The following is a 15140-nucleotide window of genomic DNA, read 5'->3' as shown; positions in this document are numbered from 1 at the left end:
GAACGCATCATTTAGCCCACACTATTTCTCCAGGAGCCTGCCATGACTGCTGTTACCAAGATTTTCCACGATCGTCTCCAGGTGATCTTGGACAATCATGTGGCTGAAGTGCGCCTCGATCATGCTGAACGCCACAACTGCATGGATGTCGCAATGATCGACGCCTTGCTGGAAGCTCAGGTGTGGCTGGCCGAGCGGGTCGGTGTGCGTGCAGTGGTGCTGCTGGGCGAAGGCGAAAGTTTCTGTTCGGGATTGGATGTGGCCGCAGTGGTATCGACTCCTGAGCGTATCGCCTGGTTGCTTCAGCCGGATGCCACCGGCATGACGCCAGCTCAACGCTTGGCGCTGGGCTGGCGTGATGTTGGGGGCCCCGTGGTTGCTGCCTTGCATGGCCATGTCTTTGGTGCAGGTCTGCAGATGGCCCTGGCGGCGGATATTCGTATTGTCCATCCAGAGGCATCGCTGGCGCTGCCGGAGATTGAGTGGGGGCTGGTTGCCGATATGGGGGTCAGTGTCTCAGGGGCCGCGCTGCGCCAGGATGTCATCCATGACATGATGCTGACCGGGCGTCACTTGAGCGGTGAAGAAGCCGTGATTCTTGGCCTGGCCTCACGGCTTGATGAAGACCCTCGCGAAGGCGGGAGAGAGCTGGCGCAATCCCTGGCTCTCCGCTCCCCCAGGGCCGTGGCGGCGGCGCGTCGTCTGCGTCGCGAGGCCCCGGCAATGAGCGAACGCGAATGTCTGGAACGTGAGTCCGGTCTGCAGCGTAACCTGATAGGCGGGCCCGAGCAGCGCGAGGCAACACGGGCGCGCCTGGAAGGGCGTCGGCCCCGGCTTGCGTGATGACATCGTCACAACCGGCTCAACAACCGATTTCACAATCGACATCACAACCGGTTCCGCCATCGGTTCCACAGCTACGTCCTTATCAACGCGACGCGGTTCAACGAGTCATCCAGCACTTTCGCGGCACTGATGATCCTGCCGTAGTGGTGTTGCCGACAGGCAGTGGCAAGTCGCTGGTCATCGCCGAGCTGGCGCGCCTTGCTCGCGGGCGCGTGCTGGTGCTGGCGCATGTGCGTGAGCTGGTCGAGCAGAATCACGCCAAATACCTGGCCTATGGCCTGCAGGCGGATATCTTCAGTGCCGGACTAAAGCGCAGGGAAAGCGACCGCCAGGTGGTCTTTGGCTCGGTGCAGTCGGTAGTACGGCATCTGGACGCGGTCAGCGATACCGAGGCCAGATATGGCCCTTTTACCCTGCTGGTGATTGATGAATGCCACCGGGTGTCCCTGGAGCAGGATTCCAGTTATCGCAAGGTGATCGAACATCTGAGAAACCGCAATCCGCGGCTCAAGGTGCTGGGGTTGACCGCAACGCCTTATCGTCTTGGGCAAGGGTTTATCTATCACCGTCACTATCATGGCATGGTGCGTGGTGAGGACGAGGCCTTTTTCCGGGACTGCGTATTCGAGCAACCTTTACGCCTGATGGTGCGTCAGGGCTTTCTCTGCGAACCGGTGAAGGTCGATGCCGCCGTGGCGCATTATGATTTCTCATCCCTGGTGCCTGGGGGAAGCGGTCTGTTCCGTGAAGAAGAGATCAACAGAATTGTTTCGGGGAATCGAGCAACGCCGGGCATCATTGCCGATGTCGTTGAGCATGCCAGGCAACGCCAGGGAGTGATGATCTTTGCGGCCAGTGTTCCGCATGCCCAGGAGATCATGGGATATCTGCCGGCGGAGAGCTCAGCTCTCGTGACTGGCAATACCGATGGTGACGAACGCACTCGCTTGATCGAGGCGTTCAAAGCCAGGCACATCAAGTTTCTGGTCAATGTGTCCGTGTTGACTACCGGTTTTGATGCACCACATGTAGACCTGATCGCAATTCTCAGACCCACAGAGTCGGTGGGCCTCTACCAGCAGATCGTCGGCCGTGGCCTACGTTTGTCGCCAGGCAAGAGCGATTGCCTGGTGCTGGATTATGCCGGTAACCCCTGGGATCTGTATGCGCCCGAAGTCGGGGGAGCGCGTCCACAGAGCGATAGCGAGCCTGTGCAGGTCGAGTGTCCGGCCTGTGGCCATGCCAACCTGTTCTGGGGCAAGCGTGACGGTGAGATCGTCATCGAACACTATGGTCGCCGCTGTCAGGGGTTGGTGGATGACCCAGAAGGGGCGGGTACGGCCGGGCAGCAGTGTACTTTCCGCTTTCGCTTCAAGGTTTGCGGGGAGTGTGGTGTCGAGAATGATATTGCGGCACGTTGTTGCCATGGCTGCCAGGCGTTGCTGGTCGATGCCGATGACAAGCTGCGCGCGGCCTTGAAGTTGCGCGATGCCAAGGTGCTGAGGGTCAGTGGCATGCAGTTGGATGCCGTGGTGAATGGCCGAGGCCTTCCTCGTCTCAAGGTGACCTATCACGATGAAGATGGTGCCACCCTGCATGAATGGTTCGCTCTGGAAACCGCTGCTCAGAGGAATGCCTTTGGTGCAGTGTTCCTGCGCCACCACTCGCGTGCTCCAGGGATACCCTGGTCGCCCAGGTCACCACAGGAGGTCTGCGCTGGACAGCAGCGCTTGCGAGCACCGGACTTTGTGGTCGGGCGCAAGGTGGGCCGCCATTGGAAGGTACGCGAGAAACTGTTCGACTATGTCGGGCGCTATCGTAAGGCAGCGAGTGCAGATGGCGAGCAGGATGCAGATGATGCTATCGGGCATGAGTGCTGTCATCTGCAGTAGGCGGTGTCACCTGTAAGGTGATGATGCTTCTGAAAGAGAAGCCCGCGCGAAATATAAACTCTGCGCGAAATAGAAGCCCTGCGCGGAGATTGATAAACTGAACGATTGACGCCAACCTTGTGCCGCCGGCACTTTCCGGGAGACGGGCCTCGCGTGAGTGACTCGCCGACGACAGATCAAGCCTTGCTTCAGGAAGTTGCCGATCAGGCGGCTGCCGAGTGTTCGAGCGATCCTGCCAATAAGGCGGGTGAGAGCGCTGCAGAAGACCAGGAAGTGGTGCCGCAGGTTCAGGCGTTGGGCCGCCTGTTCGATGAGCCGATCACCGAACTGCCTGAAGATCTGTACATTCCGCCGGAGGCTCTGAGAGTCTTCCTGGAAACCTTCGAAGGCCCGCTCGACCTGCTGCTGTATCTGATTCGACGCCAGAATCTCGACATCCTGTCGATTGACGTGGCTGCCATCACGCATCAGTACATTGAGTATGTGGAACTGATGAAGGCCATGGAAATCGAGCTGGCGGGCGAATATCTGCTGATGGCGGCCATGTTAGCAGAGATCAAGTCGCGCTCGCTGCTGCCCCGGCCCCCGAAGAGCGAAGATGGCAGTGAAGACGATGATCCTCGTGCTGAGTTGATACGTCGTCTGCAGGAATATGAGCGGCTGAAACTGGCTGCTGAGTCGTTGGCTGATCTGCCCCGGATAGGACGCGACTGGTTTCCGGCCAAGGCAGGCTTGCCGCCGCTCGAAGCCCGGGTGATTCATCCCGATGTCGCGCTGGATGAACTGCTCGGTGCTCTGGCGGGGCTGTTGCGCCGAGCCGAGTTGAACAAGTCTCACCATATCGAGACAGAAGTCCTGTCGACCCGGGAGCGCATGCTGGCCATCATGGAAAAATTGCACCATGAGCGCTACACCCCCTTCGAGGCGCTATTCACATTGGAGGAAGGGCGCTCGGGGGTTGTGGTGACGTTCATGGCGATTCTGGAACTGGCCAAGGAATCCATGATCGAAATCGTCCAGAACGAAGCCTTGTCGCCGATTCATGTGCGCGCGCGGCTGGCGGAAGAGGGCGAGGAGGCCCCCTTCGATGAGTTGGATGATATGGACGGCGGAGAAAGTGCCTTTGATGAGCCTGGCGCTGGTGATACGGTCGCCTCTGCCATAGAGCTGGAAGAGGCGCTGGCTGAGCTGGAAAATGAAGACGAGCTTGAAGGTCGTCCTGGGGGCCTGGACGATGAGCTCGAGGATGACCTGGATGTTCCTGAGGGTGATGTCTGGAGCGAATCTGCAGGTAAAGGGGAAGAGCCCGCATGAGCGTGATGGAAGCACCCGATGCGCTGGATGACATCATTGAAGCTGCATTGCTCTCTGCAGGGGAGCCGCTGGGGCTCGATCGCCTGGAACTGCTGTTCGATGATCACGAACGGCCGCCACGTCGTGCGTTGCGAGAGGCCCTGGAGCGCCTGACCGAGCGTCATGTGCGTGGTGCCATGGAGCTTATCGAGACCGCTTCAGGCTACCAGCTACGGATACGTCCGCGCCTGGCCAACTGGGTGGCACGGCTGTGGGATGAACGCCCACAGCGTTATTCCCGAGCACTGCTCGAGACCCTGGCGATGATCGCCTATCGCCAGCCCGTCACTCGCGGGGATATCGAGGAAGTGCGTGGCGTCACGGTCAGTGGCTCGATCATGCGGACGCTGCTGGAACGTGGATGGATTCGAGTGGTGGGGCATCGCGATGTCCCTGGGCGCCCGGCCGTCTATGCAACAACTCGCAGCTTTCTTGATGACTTCGGACTCAAGACCCTGGACGAACTGCCGCCGATGCACGAGCTCAAGCAGTTTGAAGAGGTGCAACTGGAAGAGGATCTGCCTCCGCCGCCGTCTCCTCTTCTTGCCCAGGCTGATCTGCCTCTGGATGAAGAGCTTTCTGGTGAGGCGTCATCTGGCGAAGTGTCTTCTGATGAAGAGCCTTCTGAGTCAGAGGACCAGAAGACAGCAGCCATGAGAACAGAAGCTCAGGAAGCTGAAGAAGTGGAAGGCGGAGTAGACAGCGATACCAAGAGTGAAAGCAGTACTAATATTGAAGATCGTACCAGGATAGAAAGTCTTGTCGCTGTATCGCATGACGACGAGACGAGATTTTCTATAGAGGCGAGAGGAGCTTCGGGGACAGAGGCTGCTATGGAAGCAAGCGACATGATGTCCGAAGGCCTCGATGGTCACGCCGAGATGGCGTCTGAGCGGACAGGCCTGAGCTTCGCTGATCTGGAAGCCAGGTTGTCCGAACGGGCCCGCGGTCGCGTCGATGATGACGCTGCCTCGGGCACGGAATACACCGATACCGAGAATGATACCGATGAGTAACACCACCAGCGAAAAACTGCAGAAGGTCCTGGCCCGTGCCGGTCTGGGTTCCCGTCGTGAGATGGAGGCGGCGATCGCAGATGGCCGAGTCAAGGTCAATGGCCAGGTCGCTACCTTGGGGGACCGGGTCGAGGCCCGTGACAAAGTGAGCCTCGATGACCGCCCGGTCACTCTGCGCGCTGCTGAAGAGGTTCCGCGCCGAGTAATCATGTACAACAAGCCGGAAGGCGAGCTGTGCACACGCAAGGATCCTGAGGGACGGCGTACCGTATTCGACCGTCTGCCTCGGCTCAAGGGAGAACGCTGGATTGCCATTGGCCGCCTGGATATCAATACCAGTGGACTGTTGCTGTTCACAACGGATGGCGAGCTGGCCAATCGCTTGATGCATCCTTCCACCCAAGTCGAGCGTGAGTACGCCGTACGGGTGATGGGAGAGGTCAAGCGCGAGAATGTGGTGGCCATGGTGGATGGCGTGATGCTCGACGATGGCCCTGCACGTTTCACTGATGTCCAGGAGTTTGGCGGGGAAGGCATCAATACCTGGTTTCATGTGGTGCTCATGGAAGGCCGCAACCGTGAGGTACGCCGCTTATGGGAGTCCCAGGGGCTGACCGTCAGCCGCCTCAAGCGTGTACGCTATGGCAATATCTTCCTCGATAAGCGTGCCAAGGCAGGTGAGTGGGTGGAGTTGTCCCAGACTGAGGTCGACGACCTGGCTGAGGTGGCTGGGCTGGAAACACGCAAGGTTCCGGAACTGACACCGGATGAGCGTAATCGCTGGAGCCGCGACAAGCACAAGCGTCGCCCGGTACAGACGATGCAGCGCAGTCGCAAACGCTGAAACCTGCACGGCACTCGACGCACTTTGATGTTTTATCGAAAAAAGTGCTTGCAATGAAAGGGGTATATCCGTAGTATCTGCACGCGTTCGGGACGGGTCGTTAGCTCAGTTGGTAGAGCAGTTGGCTTTTAACCAATTGGTCGTAGGTTCGAATCCTACACGACCCACCAACCGAACCTGTACATGGCAGCCTTGCCTTGTTGGAGTGGCAACACATCATCAAGTGTAATGCAGAGGCCATGAGCCGGGTCGTTAGCTCAGTTGGTAGAGCAGTTGGCTTTTAACCAATTGGTCGTAGGTTCGAATCCTACACGACCCACCAGATTTACGGCCTCGTTCCTCGGAACGGGGCCGTTTCTGTTTGCGGGTATCGAGGCTTGAATAGCGTCTCTAGTCTTGCATCATCGCCATCCTGGCGTCATCATCTTGTTATGTTCGTCTGCTAGGCACTGCAGTGGTTGTTTCGATGGCCTAGCCGACGAGAGGCATCGCCAGGGCGAGAGACGCATGGGGATGCCGATAGTTGAAGTTACTGGCGAGTGCTCTCAAGGTGTCGAGGGCGGCCGGTGGTTTCACAGGCGTGTTGCAGCAACGGAGAGTTGTCTGCGCACAAGCTCATGTGCAGGGGGATTCCCTGCTGGTCACAGTGGTAGACACGATGACAGTCATGACTTCACGGGCCGAGATCCGGGATTATCTCGCACGCCCTTATTGCCCTACCCGTATCCCTGCCGAGGATGCTGCTCGCGTTGCAGAAATCAAGCGTTTGCTCAACGAGCAGAATGCCGTCCTCGTCGCTCACTACTATACCGATGATGCTATCCAGCAGCTGGCCGAGGAAACAGGCGGTTGTGTCGCTGACTCCCTTGAGATGGCACGTTTTGGCGCGCGTCATGATGCTTCCACCTTGGTGGTGGCGGGAGTGCGCTTCATGGGCGAGACGGCCAAGATCCTGTCTCCCGAGAAGCGTGTGCTGATGCCGACTCTGGAGGCGACCTGTTCCCTGGATGTGGGTTGTCCTATCGATGAGTTTTCCGCCTTCTGTGATGCGCACCCGGATCGCACCGTGGTGGTCTATGCCAATACCTCGGCGGCCGTCAAGGCTCGTGCCGACTGGGTGGTGACATCTTCCATCGCAGTGGAGGTGATCGAGCATCTACAGGCCAAGGGGGAAAAGATTCTGTGGGCCCCGGACAAGCACCTGGGTGGTTATATCCAGAAGAAGACCGGGGCAGATATGCTGCTCTGGGACGGCGCATGCATTGTTCACGAGGAGTTCAAGGCCAAAGGGGTCGAGGACCTCAAGGCGCTTTACCCTGATGCCGCCGTTCTGGTGCACCCGGAATCTCCTGAGTCTGTGGTATCCCTTGCTGATGTGGCCGGCTCGACGTCCCAGTTGATCAAGGCAGCCAAGGAATTGCCCAATGAGCAGCTGATCGTGGCGACCGATCGCGGTATCTTCTTCAAGATGCAGCAGGTTGTGCCGGACAAGACGCTGTTCGAGGCTCCAACCGCTGGTAATGGTGCGACGTGCCGTAGCTGCGCCCATTGCCCCTGGATGGCGATGAATGCGCTCGATAATCTGGCGGAGGCTTTGCGTGAAGGAAGCGGGGAGATCGACGTCAGTGACGAACTGCGCACCCAGGCTCTCAAGCCTCTGACCCGGATGCTTGAATTCCAGGCGTGACGACGCCGGCTTGCTTAAGACGCCCGTAGCCGACATGACTGCGGGCGTCTTTGTATCTGGGGATCACTGTTGCTGTGCTATCAGATCCAATAAGTCCGTGCTGCCAATGTCTTCTCCTGCCTGTAACAGCAACGTGGACACCTGTCCTCGGTGATGGGTCTGGTGATTGAAGAAGTGGAGTATCAGACTGGAGTAGGGTTGGGTAGCGGGAGTGCCCTGGATGTTGTGGTAGCTGAGCGAGTCATCGAGGTCCCGGTAGGAGAGCTGCTCGATCCAGTTGATGATCTGTTCGTCCATCCATTTGCGACGCTGGTGTAATGGTTCGAATTCATCGATGAGTATCTGCTCGAGGCTGCTGGGCATTGCCAGGCTCACGATGCCGTGCAATGAGGCATGCGATGAAGGATGTGTTGCAAAGCGCTTGAGCCAAAGAATGTCGCCAACCATGATGTGGTTCAGGGTACCCAGGATAGAGCCGAAAAAGGCGCCACGATCTTTCCACTGCTCTTCCGTGGGCAGGTGGCTCGCTGCTGCATAGACTTTTGTGTTCATCCACTGGTTATAGCGGGCCAGCAGCATGAAGTGTTCCATGAGCTGCATCAGAATTTCTCCATGGTCTCGCGATATTCGCGGAACGCCTTCTTGCGCTGGACGACTCGGCCTTGGGCATTGAAGTCGTCGCTGCGGCGTGCCACGGCTTCGGCCACGTCGAGCTGGCGAATGGCTCGGTCGATATCGCCATCGAGCTGCATTTGTTCAGCCCGGGCCAGGTGCCCCCAGGCTTGATGGCCGCTGTGTCCCGCTGCTTCTGCGAGCAGCGAGAATACCGAAGGGTCTTCCGTGCGTCGGCGCGAAAGGTTGCTGAGGACTTGATAAGAACGCTCAGGGTCCTGCTGTAGCAGGGCTTCGCCAAGCAGCAGGGATGCTGGGTAATAATCCGGCATGAGACGCAGCTGGCGCTGGGCACGCGCGATGGCATCACTGGTTCGGCCACCTTCGAAGGCGACCTGGGCGGCACTGGCTGGCAGCATGGCGATATCCGGGTGACTCTGAGCCAATTGATCGAGACTGGACAGGGCAGCATCTATGTTGCCGGATTCGGCATCGAGTAATGCCTGGAGATATTGCTGGGCTGCCTGGGGAGCATTGTCCTGGTGTAGAATCGTCATGGCCTGATTAGGCGAGCGCTGGTGAATTGCCAGTAATGCGCGAGCTCGGATCAGATGATATTGCAGGTCATCTCCCCGGGTGACGGAAGCGTGTAGCTGACGAACCCGTTCTTCGGCGTCACTGATGCGTGACTCGGTAACAGGGTGAGTCAGCAGAAACTCTGGTGGTGTGCCACCTTGCAGGCTCATCATGCGTTGCATGGAGCGAAACAGGTCGATCATGGCATTCGGGTCGTATCCTGCCTGAGTCATGGCCTGGAGACCGATACGATCCGCTTCCTGTTCATAACGCCGCGAGTAGCGCAACTGGTCCTGTATCATGGCTGCCTGGGTGCCGGCCATGGCGGCAATGCCGACATCGCCACCACCTGCGGCTGCCACGACCAGGCCGGCAAGCATGGCAGCCATGGCCGGAATCTGAGTCTGTTCGGCACGAGACTTGCTGCGTGCATAGTGGCGCTGGGACAGGTGGCCGAGTTCGTGGGCCAGTACCGAAGCGACTTCGGCTTCATCGCGTGCGAAGGCAAACAGGCCACTGTTGACGCCTACTACTCCTCCAGGGACGGCAAAGGCGTTGAGGCTGCCATTGGCTACCAGAGTGATAGTGGTATTGACGCCAGGCAGGCCGCTATAGGGGACCAGGCGACTGACCAGTGACTCGATGTAGTCCTGTGCGATAGGGTCGCGCCACTCCGGTACGTGGGCTCGGAACTGTCGCAGCCATGCACGGCCAAGACGATACTCTTCTCCGCTGATGGCCTGGCTGCCGGTGGCCACTAGACTGGGGAGTTCGAAGTCGTTCTGATCGCTATCGAGAGTGCCTGAGGAGTCGTAGAGGCTGCTGCCCTGACTGCTGGTGGCATCGTCCCGGGGTTCGTTGAGCGTCCATGCCGTGGCCATGGAGGAGGAACATACGGCCAGCGCGAGGACCAGTAGGCCGGCACAAGGGCGTGACAGAGTTCGCACAGGCATCTTCGACCTCATTGGCAGCATTGCATGTTGGCAACATTGTATAGTGGCAAGTTTATGTTAAGTGCGCTTGGGTATGACATTGCTTCGACCTCAAAAGTGCCTTTAAATCCCAAGGACTTGCCTAGTTCAGGAAAGTACGACAGCTGATAGCTTGTCGATATGATTCAAGCATTTTCTCGGGAGAGATCATGACAGTGCAACCTGATAATGTGCTAGATGCCTGCGGGCTTCCATGTCCACTCCCATTGTTGAAGGCCAAGCAGGCTCTGGCGCACCTTGAAGCCGGACAACTGCTCGAGGTCAGGGCAACGGATGCAGGCTCCTGGCGGGATTTCGAGACATTTGCCGAACAAAGTGAGCATGTGCTGGAAGGCCGGGAAGTGCGCGACGACGTTTATTATTACTGGCTGCGAAAAGCAGGGAAGGCCAACACATGACATTGCGCACGGTTGTTCGCAATTGGGTTGATCGTTATTTTTCCGACGAAGAAGCGGTGCTGCTGCTCGCGCTGTTGGTCGCCGGATTTGCCGCGGTGATCTGGCTTGGACAGGTATTGGCACCTTTCCTCACGGCGTTGGTAGTGGCTTTCCTGCTGCAAGGGCCCGTCAATGGGCTGACTCGGCGCAAGGTGCCGCACCTGATGGCGGTATTGATCGTGTTTCTTGCTTTCATCGGCGTGATGCTGGCCATGGCCTTCATCCTGCTGCCACTGGTCTGGGAACAGTTGACCAGCTTGATTCAAGAGGCGCCCCGCATGTTTGCCAGTGGCCAGGATATGCTTGATGAGTTGCAGAAGGAATATCCGCAGCTGATCACTCCTGACCTGGTCCAGCACTGGATCGGTGTGATCAGTCGCGAGGCAACCCAGTTGAGCCAGCGGGCCGTGTCATTATCACTGGCTTCCCTGGGCAACTTGATGAGCCTGATCATCTATCTGGTCCTGGTGCCTATCCTGGTGTTCTTCCTGCTCAAGGACCGTGACAGGCTGATTGGCTTTCTTGTTTCATTTCTGCCCACGAAGCGGGATCTGATGACCCGGGTATGGCAGGAGATGGATAGCCAGATTGCCAATTACATACGCGGCAAGGCCACTGAAATCATCATTGTCGGTACAGTGGCCTTCTTCACCTTTGCCATGTTTGGCCTGCCATACTCGGCCCTGCTTGGGGTTCTGGTCGGTTTCTCGGTGCTGGTTCCCTATATCGGTGCTGCCGTTGCAACGTTGCCAGTGGCCGCTGTAGCGGGGTTCCACTTTGGGTTGGGTGACCAGTTTCTCTATGTCCTGGTGGCCTATGGCGTACTTCAGGCCCTGGACGGCAATGTGCTGGTGCCGATCCTGTTCTCCGAAGCGGTCAACCTGCACCCGGTCTCCATCATCCTGGCCGTGCTGGTGTTTGGTGGTATCTGGGGATTCTGGGGAGTGTTCTTTGCGATTCCCCTGGCAACCTTACTCAAGGCCCTGGTCTATGCCTGGCCCAGGGGAATACAGCAGCACAGCATTGCCCAGAAGGTAGGGGAATAGCAGGTAAAGGAATAAATGGCGGTGCAGCAACTTCCGACAGGGCCGGTCATTGACCGGCCTTGTCGGTTTGAGCCCTGATTCAGAACAGTGCAGGATGTGAAGCGTACTGGGCTCGTCCTGATGCCCTCTAGCTAGCCCTGATGTAGCGACTGGGCAGCTTCCAGAACCTCTTGAGCATGGTCCTTTACCTTGACCTTGCGCCATTCCTGGGCAAGCTTGCCTTCGCTGTCGATCAGGAAGGTGCTGCGCTCGATCCCCATGTATTCCTTGCCGTAGAGCTTCTTCAGCTTGATGACATCGAACAGGTTGCAGACGGTCTCGTCCTTGTCGGAGAGCAGGGCAAAGTTGAACTCCTGCTTGTTCTTGAAGTTCTGTTGCGCTCGAATGCCATCACGAGAAACGCCAATGATGACGGTGTTGGCGGCATCGAACTGTGCCTTGCGATCGCGGAAGTCACCTCCTTCAGTGGTGCAGCCCGGAGTGCTGGCCTTGGGGTAGAAGTAGATGACTACCTGCTTGCCCCGCAGCTGTGACAGGGTGATTTCGGTATCATCGGTGGCCGGGGTTGTGAAATCCGGAACGACTGCGCCAATCTCCAGGCTCATGGTGGTTCTCCATCATGCGATTCAAAGGCTTCCGATTAGACGGAAAAGGGGGGGACTCTGTAAAGGGCAATGACCGGTTGTCGCCCTGTCGAACAGAGATTATCGAGGTTTCCCGTACGCGCGGCTGTACAGGGTCTAGCCGCCTGAGTACCATTTATCCTTTAGGCTCTGTACGGAAAGTGTCTGCACGTTGGTGACGTTGCATCGAATCTGGTCTCAAAATGCTTGTTTTCAGCTCATAAGCTCTGCTTTTGACCGGTTTCGTCATGCGCTCACTCAGGGGCGGGAAAGACATCGCCCATTGATGGCGGGCCCGATCTTGTCCATGGCTCATCGGCTTTTTGTACAGCACCTGAGGCTGGTTGCTCCCCCTGATGCACCGGATTCAGGGCTATCACGTCAGCGCGCAAGGCAATACCTGCGTGGCACCTTGGCGACAAATCGAGAGGAATAACGAGGATGATCACGGGTAGTATCGTCGCGTTGGCGACACCGATGAAGAGTAATGGCGAGATTGACTGGGAAGTGCTGCGCAAGCTGGTGAGCTTCCATCTGGAAAATGGCACTGATGCCATCGTGGCAGCGGGCACCACTGGTGAGCCTGCCACCATGTCATTCGCCGAGCACTTCGATGTGATCCGCACGGTGGTGGAAGAGGTCGATGGCCGTATTCCGGTGATTGCCGGAACGGGTTCCAACAACACCACTGAAGCGATCGAGCTGACCCGTTATGCCAAAGAGGTGGGTGCCGACTATTGCCTGAGCGTGGCGCCGTACTATAACAAGCCTACCCAGGAAGGCATGTATCAGCACTTCAAGGCCATTGCCGAGAACTGTGATCTTCCTGTGATTCTGTATAACGTGCCTGGTCGCACCATCTCTGACATCTATAACGAGACAGTGCTGCGCCTGGCCGAAGTGGATAACATCGTCGGTCTCAAGGATGCCACCGGTAATCTGGAGCGGGCCCAGGAGCTGATTCAGCGTCTCAAGGGCAGTGACTTCATGCTCTATTCCGGTGATGATGCCACTGCTTGCGATTTTATGTTGATGGGTGGCAACGGCGACATTTCTGTCACTGCCAATGTCGCGCCGAAAGCGATGCACGAGCTGTGCATGGCTGCGATTGCCGGGGATGCAGAGAAGGCTCATCAGATCAATACACGCTTGCTGCCGTTGCACACCAACCTGGGTATCGAGAGCAACCCGATCCCGGTGAAGTGGGCGCTGCATCGTATGGGAATCATCGACACTGGAATTCGCCTGCCGCTGACCTGGTTATCCGAGAAGTATCATTCCACTGTCAGTGGTGCCCTGCAGTCGGCTGGTCTGATTGACGACTGACGGTTGTCGGAGGGGCACGGCATGCGCTGCCCCTGATCGTGATGTGTTGCTGGGCAGCGGTGACTGGACCTATTAATCAATCAAGGTGGATGCATGAATTCTGCGCTGAAAGGACTGCCGCTGGTGGCGCTTGTGGCTGTAACACTGGCTGGCTGTGCCAAGGACGGTTATTACCATGACCGTAATGAGGACTATGCCGGTGCTAAGGTGGCGGCTCCTCTGAAGCTCCCGGAGACCCGTGATACCAGCCGTTATCGCGACATCATGCCAGTGCCTGAGGCGGCAGGGCAGTTCTATGCTCGTGAAAGTGAGTTCGAAGCGCCTCTGCCGCAGACCATGGCTTCCAGCAGCGCGGTGAATGCCGGCCAGGTTGCCTTGCGCGAATCTGCCGCTGGTAGCTGGCTGGTTGTGGGTGCTCCTCCCGCTGCAGTCTGGCCTGAGCTGGAGCGTTTCTCCCAGATGCGTGGCCTGCAGGTCACCAATAAGGATGCCTCGCGTGGTGTAATTTCAACGGCCGATGCCGATATCGAATTGCGCCAGGGGTTGCGCCAGGGTTCCAGTGAGATCCGCTGTGAGACGGCAGGACAGACCAATACCCTGTGCCTGACCGAATTGCAGAGCCACCTTGAGGCGCGTAGCGCCTCTGCCAGCATTGCTTCCATGTCTGCCCAGCAGGCTCCAGGCGCCCAGTCGATGGAGCTCCAGAAGCGGGGCAATGACTGGGTCATGATCATGCCGTTTGCGATCGATCGCGCCTGGGCAGAGTTGAATTTCCAGTTGAGCAACAATTTCGACATGCAAGGGCGCCGCGAGCTGGTATCTGCTGATGAGACCAGCAAGAGTTTTGTCATTGATTATGTGACCGAGAGCGAGCGCACCCGTGGCTTCGTCGATTCCCTGACTTCCTTGAGCCTGTGGGAGTCGACACATCGACTCAACCTGACCCTGACCCCACAGGGCAGTGTCACAGTGATGCAGGTCAGCAGTGCTGAAGATGAGACGCTGTCGGCCGATGATCAGCGTGAACTGCTGGACTTCGTGTCAGGCCTGTTGCGCTGATGCCTCAGTGGTCGGACAAGGCTGGGGGAGGGCTGCGTTTTGCCTCCCTTGGCAGTGGCAGCAAGGGTAATGCCACCCTGGTAAGTGATGGCGAGTCACATGTGCTGGTGGATTGTGGCTTCGCACTGAAGGAGACCGAGCGTCGGCTGGCTCGCCTGGGAATGGATCCCAGCCAGCTTGACGCTGTCCTGGTCACTCATGAGCACGGCGACCATGTCCGCGGTGTAGGGCCATTGGCCAGGCGCTATCAACTGCCTGTTCATATCACCCCGGGTACCTGGCTGTCCGGCAAGCTTGGCCGCCTGCCACAGTGCCACTGGATTACTCCGCAGGCAGCATTCCAGGTGAAAGGCTTCAGTATCGAGCCAGTCACGGTACCTCATGATGCGCGAGAACCTGTTCAATTCACCATCAGTGCGGCTGGCAGGCGACTGGGTTTGCTTACGGATCTTGGGCATCCCAGCGATCATGTGTGCCAGGCTTTCACCGGGTGTGATGCCTTGGTCCTGGAATGCAATCACGATGTACAGATGCTGGCAGAAGGACCTTACCCACCAAGTCTCAAGCGTCGTGTAGGAGGAGACTGGGGGCACCTGGCCAATGTGCAGGCCGCTACTCTACTCAAGCGCATCGGGCTCGACCGCCTGCAGCATATCGTCTGTTCGCATCTTTCCGAGCATAATAATCGTCCCGAGTTGGCATTGGAGGCATTGATGCCCCTGCTCGATGGCGATGCGAACCGCCTGACCGTGGCCGACCAGGATGAAGGCCTGGATTGGCAGGCGATCCACTGACTTTATAATTCCCAGGAACACTGAATTCAGACGGCGT

At 58.0% G+C, this 15140-nt stretch carries 13 protein-coding genes, 2 tRNA genes and 1 pseudogene; 13 read left to right on the top strand and 3 right to left on the bottom strand.

The window, feature by feature from the left end; genetic code table 11:
• The first annotated feature begins 42 nt into the window (after window positions 1–42).
• The 8 genes and pseudogenes from E4T21_RS16240 (at window position 43) to nadA (ending at window position 7638) form a co-directional block, all read left to right on the top strand.
• On the top strand, window positions 43–843 hold the full coding sequence (locus E4T21_RS16240; protein ID WP_149286039.1) for an enoyl-CoA hydratase-related protein: 801 nt from the start codon (window positions 43–45) through the stop codon (window positions 841–843).
• Window positions 843–2738 carry a DNA repair helicase RadD gene (gene radD, locus E4T21_RS16235; RefSeq protein WP_149286038.1) on the top strand — a complete coding sequence of 632 codons (1896 nt, stop codon included), beginning with the start codon at window positions 843–845 and terminating at the stop codon, window positions 2736–2738. The genes E4T21_RS16240 and radD overlap by 1 nt, the downstream gene beginning before the upstream one ends.
• A gap of 273 nt (window positions 2739–3011) precedes the next feature.
• Window positions 3012–3872: pseudogene (locus tag E4T21_RS16230) on the top strand (segregation and condensation protein A); the annotation flags it as partial.
• 176 nt (window positions 3873–4048) lie between these two features.
• Complete coding sequence (gene scpB, locus E4T21_RS21710) at window positions 4049–5107, top strand: SMC-Scp complex subunit ScpB (RefSeq protein ID WP_149286037.1); 1059 nt, start codon at window positions 4049–4051, stop codon at window positions 5105–5107.
• A complete protein-coding gene (gene rluB / locus E4T21_RS16220; protein ID WP_420827711.1) occupies window positions 5100–5951 on the top strand; it encodes a 23S rRNA pseudouridine(2605) synthase RluB in 852 nt (283 codons plus the stop codon). The genes scpB and rluB overlap by 8 nt, the downstream gene beginning before the upstream one ends.
• A gap of 94 nt (window positions 5952–6045) precedes the next feature.
• A tRNA-Lys gene (locus tag E4T21_RS16215) sits at window positions 6046–6121 on the top strand.
• Between the two features lie 76 nt (window positions 6122–6197).
• Window positions 6198–6273: transfer RNA gene (locus tag E4T21_RS16210), tRNA-Lys, on the top strand.
• Window positions 6274–6609: 336 nt separating this feature from the next.
• The gene (gene nadA, locus E4T21_RS16205; RefSeq protein ID WP_149286035.1) at window positions 6610–7638 is read left to right on the top strand and encodes a quinolinate synthase NadA; all 1029 of its coding nucleotides are present in this window, start codon (window positions 6610–6612) and stop codon (window positions 7636–7638) included.
• A gap of 63 nt (window positions 7639–7701) precedes the next feature.
• On the opposite strand, the gene E4T21_RS16200 is transcribed toward nadA, so the two are convergent.
• Both E4T21_RS16200 and E4T21_RS16195 read right to left on the bottom strand, forming a co-directional pair.
• A complete protein-coding gene (locus tag E4T21_RS16200) occupies window positions 7702–8238 on the bottom strand; it encodes a DinB family protein (RefSeq protein ID WP_149286034.1) in 537 nt (178 codons plus the stop codon).
• Window positions 8238–9779: a M48 family metalloprotease gene (locus E4T21_RS16195; RefSeq protein WP_149286033.1), complete on the bottom strand. Its 1542-nt coding sequence runs from the start codon at window positions 9777–9779 to the stop codon at window positions 8238–8240. Before E4T21_RS16195 ends, E4T21_RS16200 begins: the two co-directional genes overlap by 1 nt.
• A 188-nt stretch (window positions 9780–9967) precedes the next feature.
• Between E4T21_RS16195 and E4T21_RS16190 the strand changes: the two genes are divergently transcribed.
• Both E4T21_RS16190 and E4T21_RS16185 read left to right on the top strand, forming a co-directional pair.
• Window positions 9968–10216, top strand: a complete 249-nt coding sequence (locus tag E4T21_RS16190; RefSeq protein WP_149286032.1) for a sulfurtransferase TusA family protein — start codon at window positions 9968–9970, stop codon at window positions 10214–10216.
• On the top strand, window positions 10213–11301 hold the full coding sequence (locus E4T21_RS16185) for an AI-2E family transporter (RefSeq protein ID WP_149286031.1): 1089 nt from the start codon (window positions 10213–10215) through the stop codon (window positions 11299–11301). The genes E4T21_RS16190 and E4T21_RS16185 overlap by 4 nt, the downstream gene beginning before the upstream one ends.
• A gap of 131 nt (window positions 11302–11432) precedes the next feature.
• On the opposite strand, the gene bcp is transcribed toward E4T21_RS16185, so the two are convergent.
• Window positions 11433–11906 (bottom strand): thioredoxin-dependent thiol peroxidase, encoded by a 474-nt coding sequence (bcp, locus tag E4T21_RS16180; protein WP_149286030.1) that lies wholly within the window; start codon window positions 11904–11906, stop codon window positions 11433–11435.
• A 459-nt stretch (window positions 11907–12365) separates the two neighbouring features.
• On the opposite strand from bcp, the gene dapA reads away from it, so the two are divergent.
• From dapA to E4T21_RS16165, 3 genes are all read left to right on the top strand, one after another.
• Window positions 12366–13250, top strand: coding sequence for a 4-hydroxy-tetrahydrodipicolinate synthase (gene dapA / locus E4T21_RS16175; RefSeq protein ID WP_149286029.1), 885 nt, complete (start codon window positions 12366–12368; stop codon window positions 13248–13250).
• Between the two features lie 93 nt (window positions 13251–13343).
• Window positions 13344–14309, top strand: coding sequence for a lipoprotein, NlpB (locus tag E4T21_RS16170; RefSeq protein ID WP_149286028.1), 966 nt, complete (start codon window positions 13344–13346; stop codon window positions 14307–14309).
• Window positions 14309–15103: an MBL fold metallo-hydrolase gene (locus tag E4T21_RS16165; RefSeq protein WP_149286027.1), complete on the top strand. Its 795-nt coding sequence runs from the start codon at window positions 14309–14311 to the stop codon at window positions 15101–15103. Before E4T21_RS16170 ends, E4T21_RS16165 begins: the two co-directional genes overlap by 1 nt.
• Window positions 15104–15140: the final 37 nt, after the last annotated feature.

It is taken from the genome of Halomonas binhaiensis, assembly GCF_008329985.2.
In the GTDB taxonomy this organism is placed as follows: Bacteria; Pseudomonadota; Gammaproteobacteria; order Pseudomonadales; family Halomonadaceae; genus Halomonas; species Halomonas binhaiensis.
The sequence above is the reverse complement of the archived record's forward strand: the minus strand, read 5'-3'. Positions and strand labels throughout refer to the sequence as shown.

What these genes read in the sequence shown, in the direction of transcription:
- E4T21_RS16240 (WP_149286039.1), top strand. Translation starts at nt 43, where the DNA reads ATGACTGCTGTTACCAAGATTTTCCACGATCGTCTCCAGGTGATCTTG.
- radD (WP_149286038.1), top strand. Translation starts at nt 843, where the DNA reads ATGACATCGTCACAACCGGCTCAACAACCGATTTCACAATCGACATCA.
- scpB (WP_149286037.1), top strand. Translation starts at nt 4,049, where the DNA reads ATGAGCGTGATGGAAGCACCCGATGCGCTGGATGACATCATTGAAGCT.
- rluB (WP_420827711.1), top strand. Translation starts at nt 5,100, where the DNA reads ATGAGTAACACCACCAGCGAAAAACTGCAGAAGGTCCTGGCCCGTGCC.
- nadA (WP_149286035.1), top strand. Translation starts at nt 6,610, where the DNA reads ATGACAGTCATGACTTCACGGGCCGAGATCCGGGATTATCTCGCACGC.
- E4T21_RS16200 (WP_149286034.1), bottom strand. Translation starts at nt 8,238, where the DNA reads ATGCAGCTCATGGAACACTTCATGCTGCTGGCCCGCTATAACCAGTGG.
- E4T21_RS16195 (WP_149286033.1), bottom strand. Translation starts at nt 9,779, where the DNA reads ATGCCTGTGCGAACTCTGTCACGCCCTTGTGCCGGCCTACTGGTCCTC.
- E4T21_RS16190 (WP_149286032.1), top strand. Translation starts at nt 9,968, where the DNA reads ATGACAGTGCAACCTGATAATGTGCTAGATGCCTGCGGGCTTCCATGT.
- E4T21_RS16185 (WP_149286031.1), top strand. Translation starts at nt 10,213, where the DNA reads ATGACATTGCGCACGGTTGTTCGCAATTGGGTTGATCGTTATTTTTCC.
- bcp (WP_149286030.1), bottom strand. Translation starts at nt 11,906, where the DNA reads ATGAGCCTGGAGATTGGCGCAGTCGTTCCGGATTTCACAACCCCGGCC.
- dapA (WP_149286029.1), top strand. Translation starts at nt 12,366, where the DNA reads ATGATCACGGGTAGTATCGTCGCGTTGGCGACACCGATGAAGAGTAAT.
- E4T21_RS16170 (WP_149286028.1), top strand. Translation starts at nt 13,344, where the DNA reads ATGAATTCTGCGCTGAAAGGACTGCCGCTGGTGGCGCTTGTGGCTGTA.
- E4T21_RS16165 (WP_149286027.1), top strand. Translation starts at nt 14,309, where the DNA reads ATGCCTCAGTGGTCGGACAAGGCTGGGGGAGGGCTGCGTTTTGCCTCC.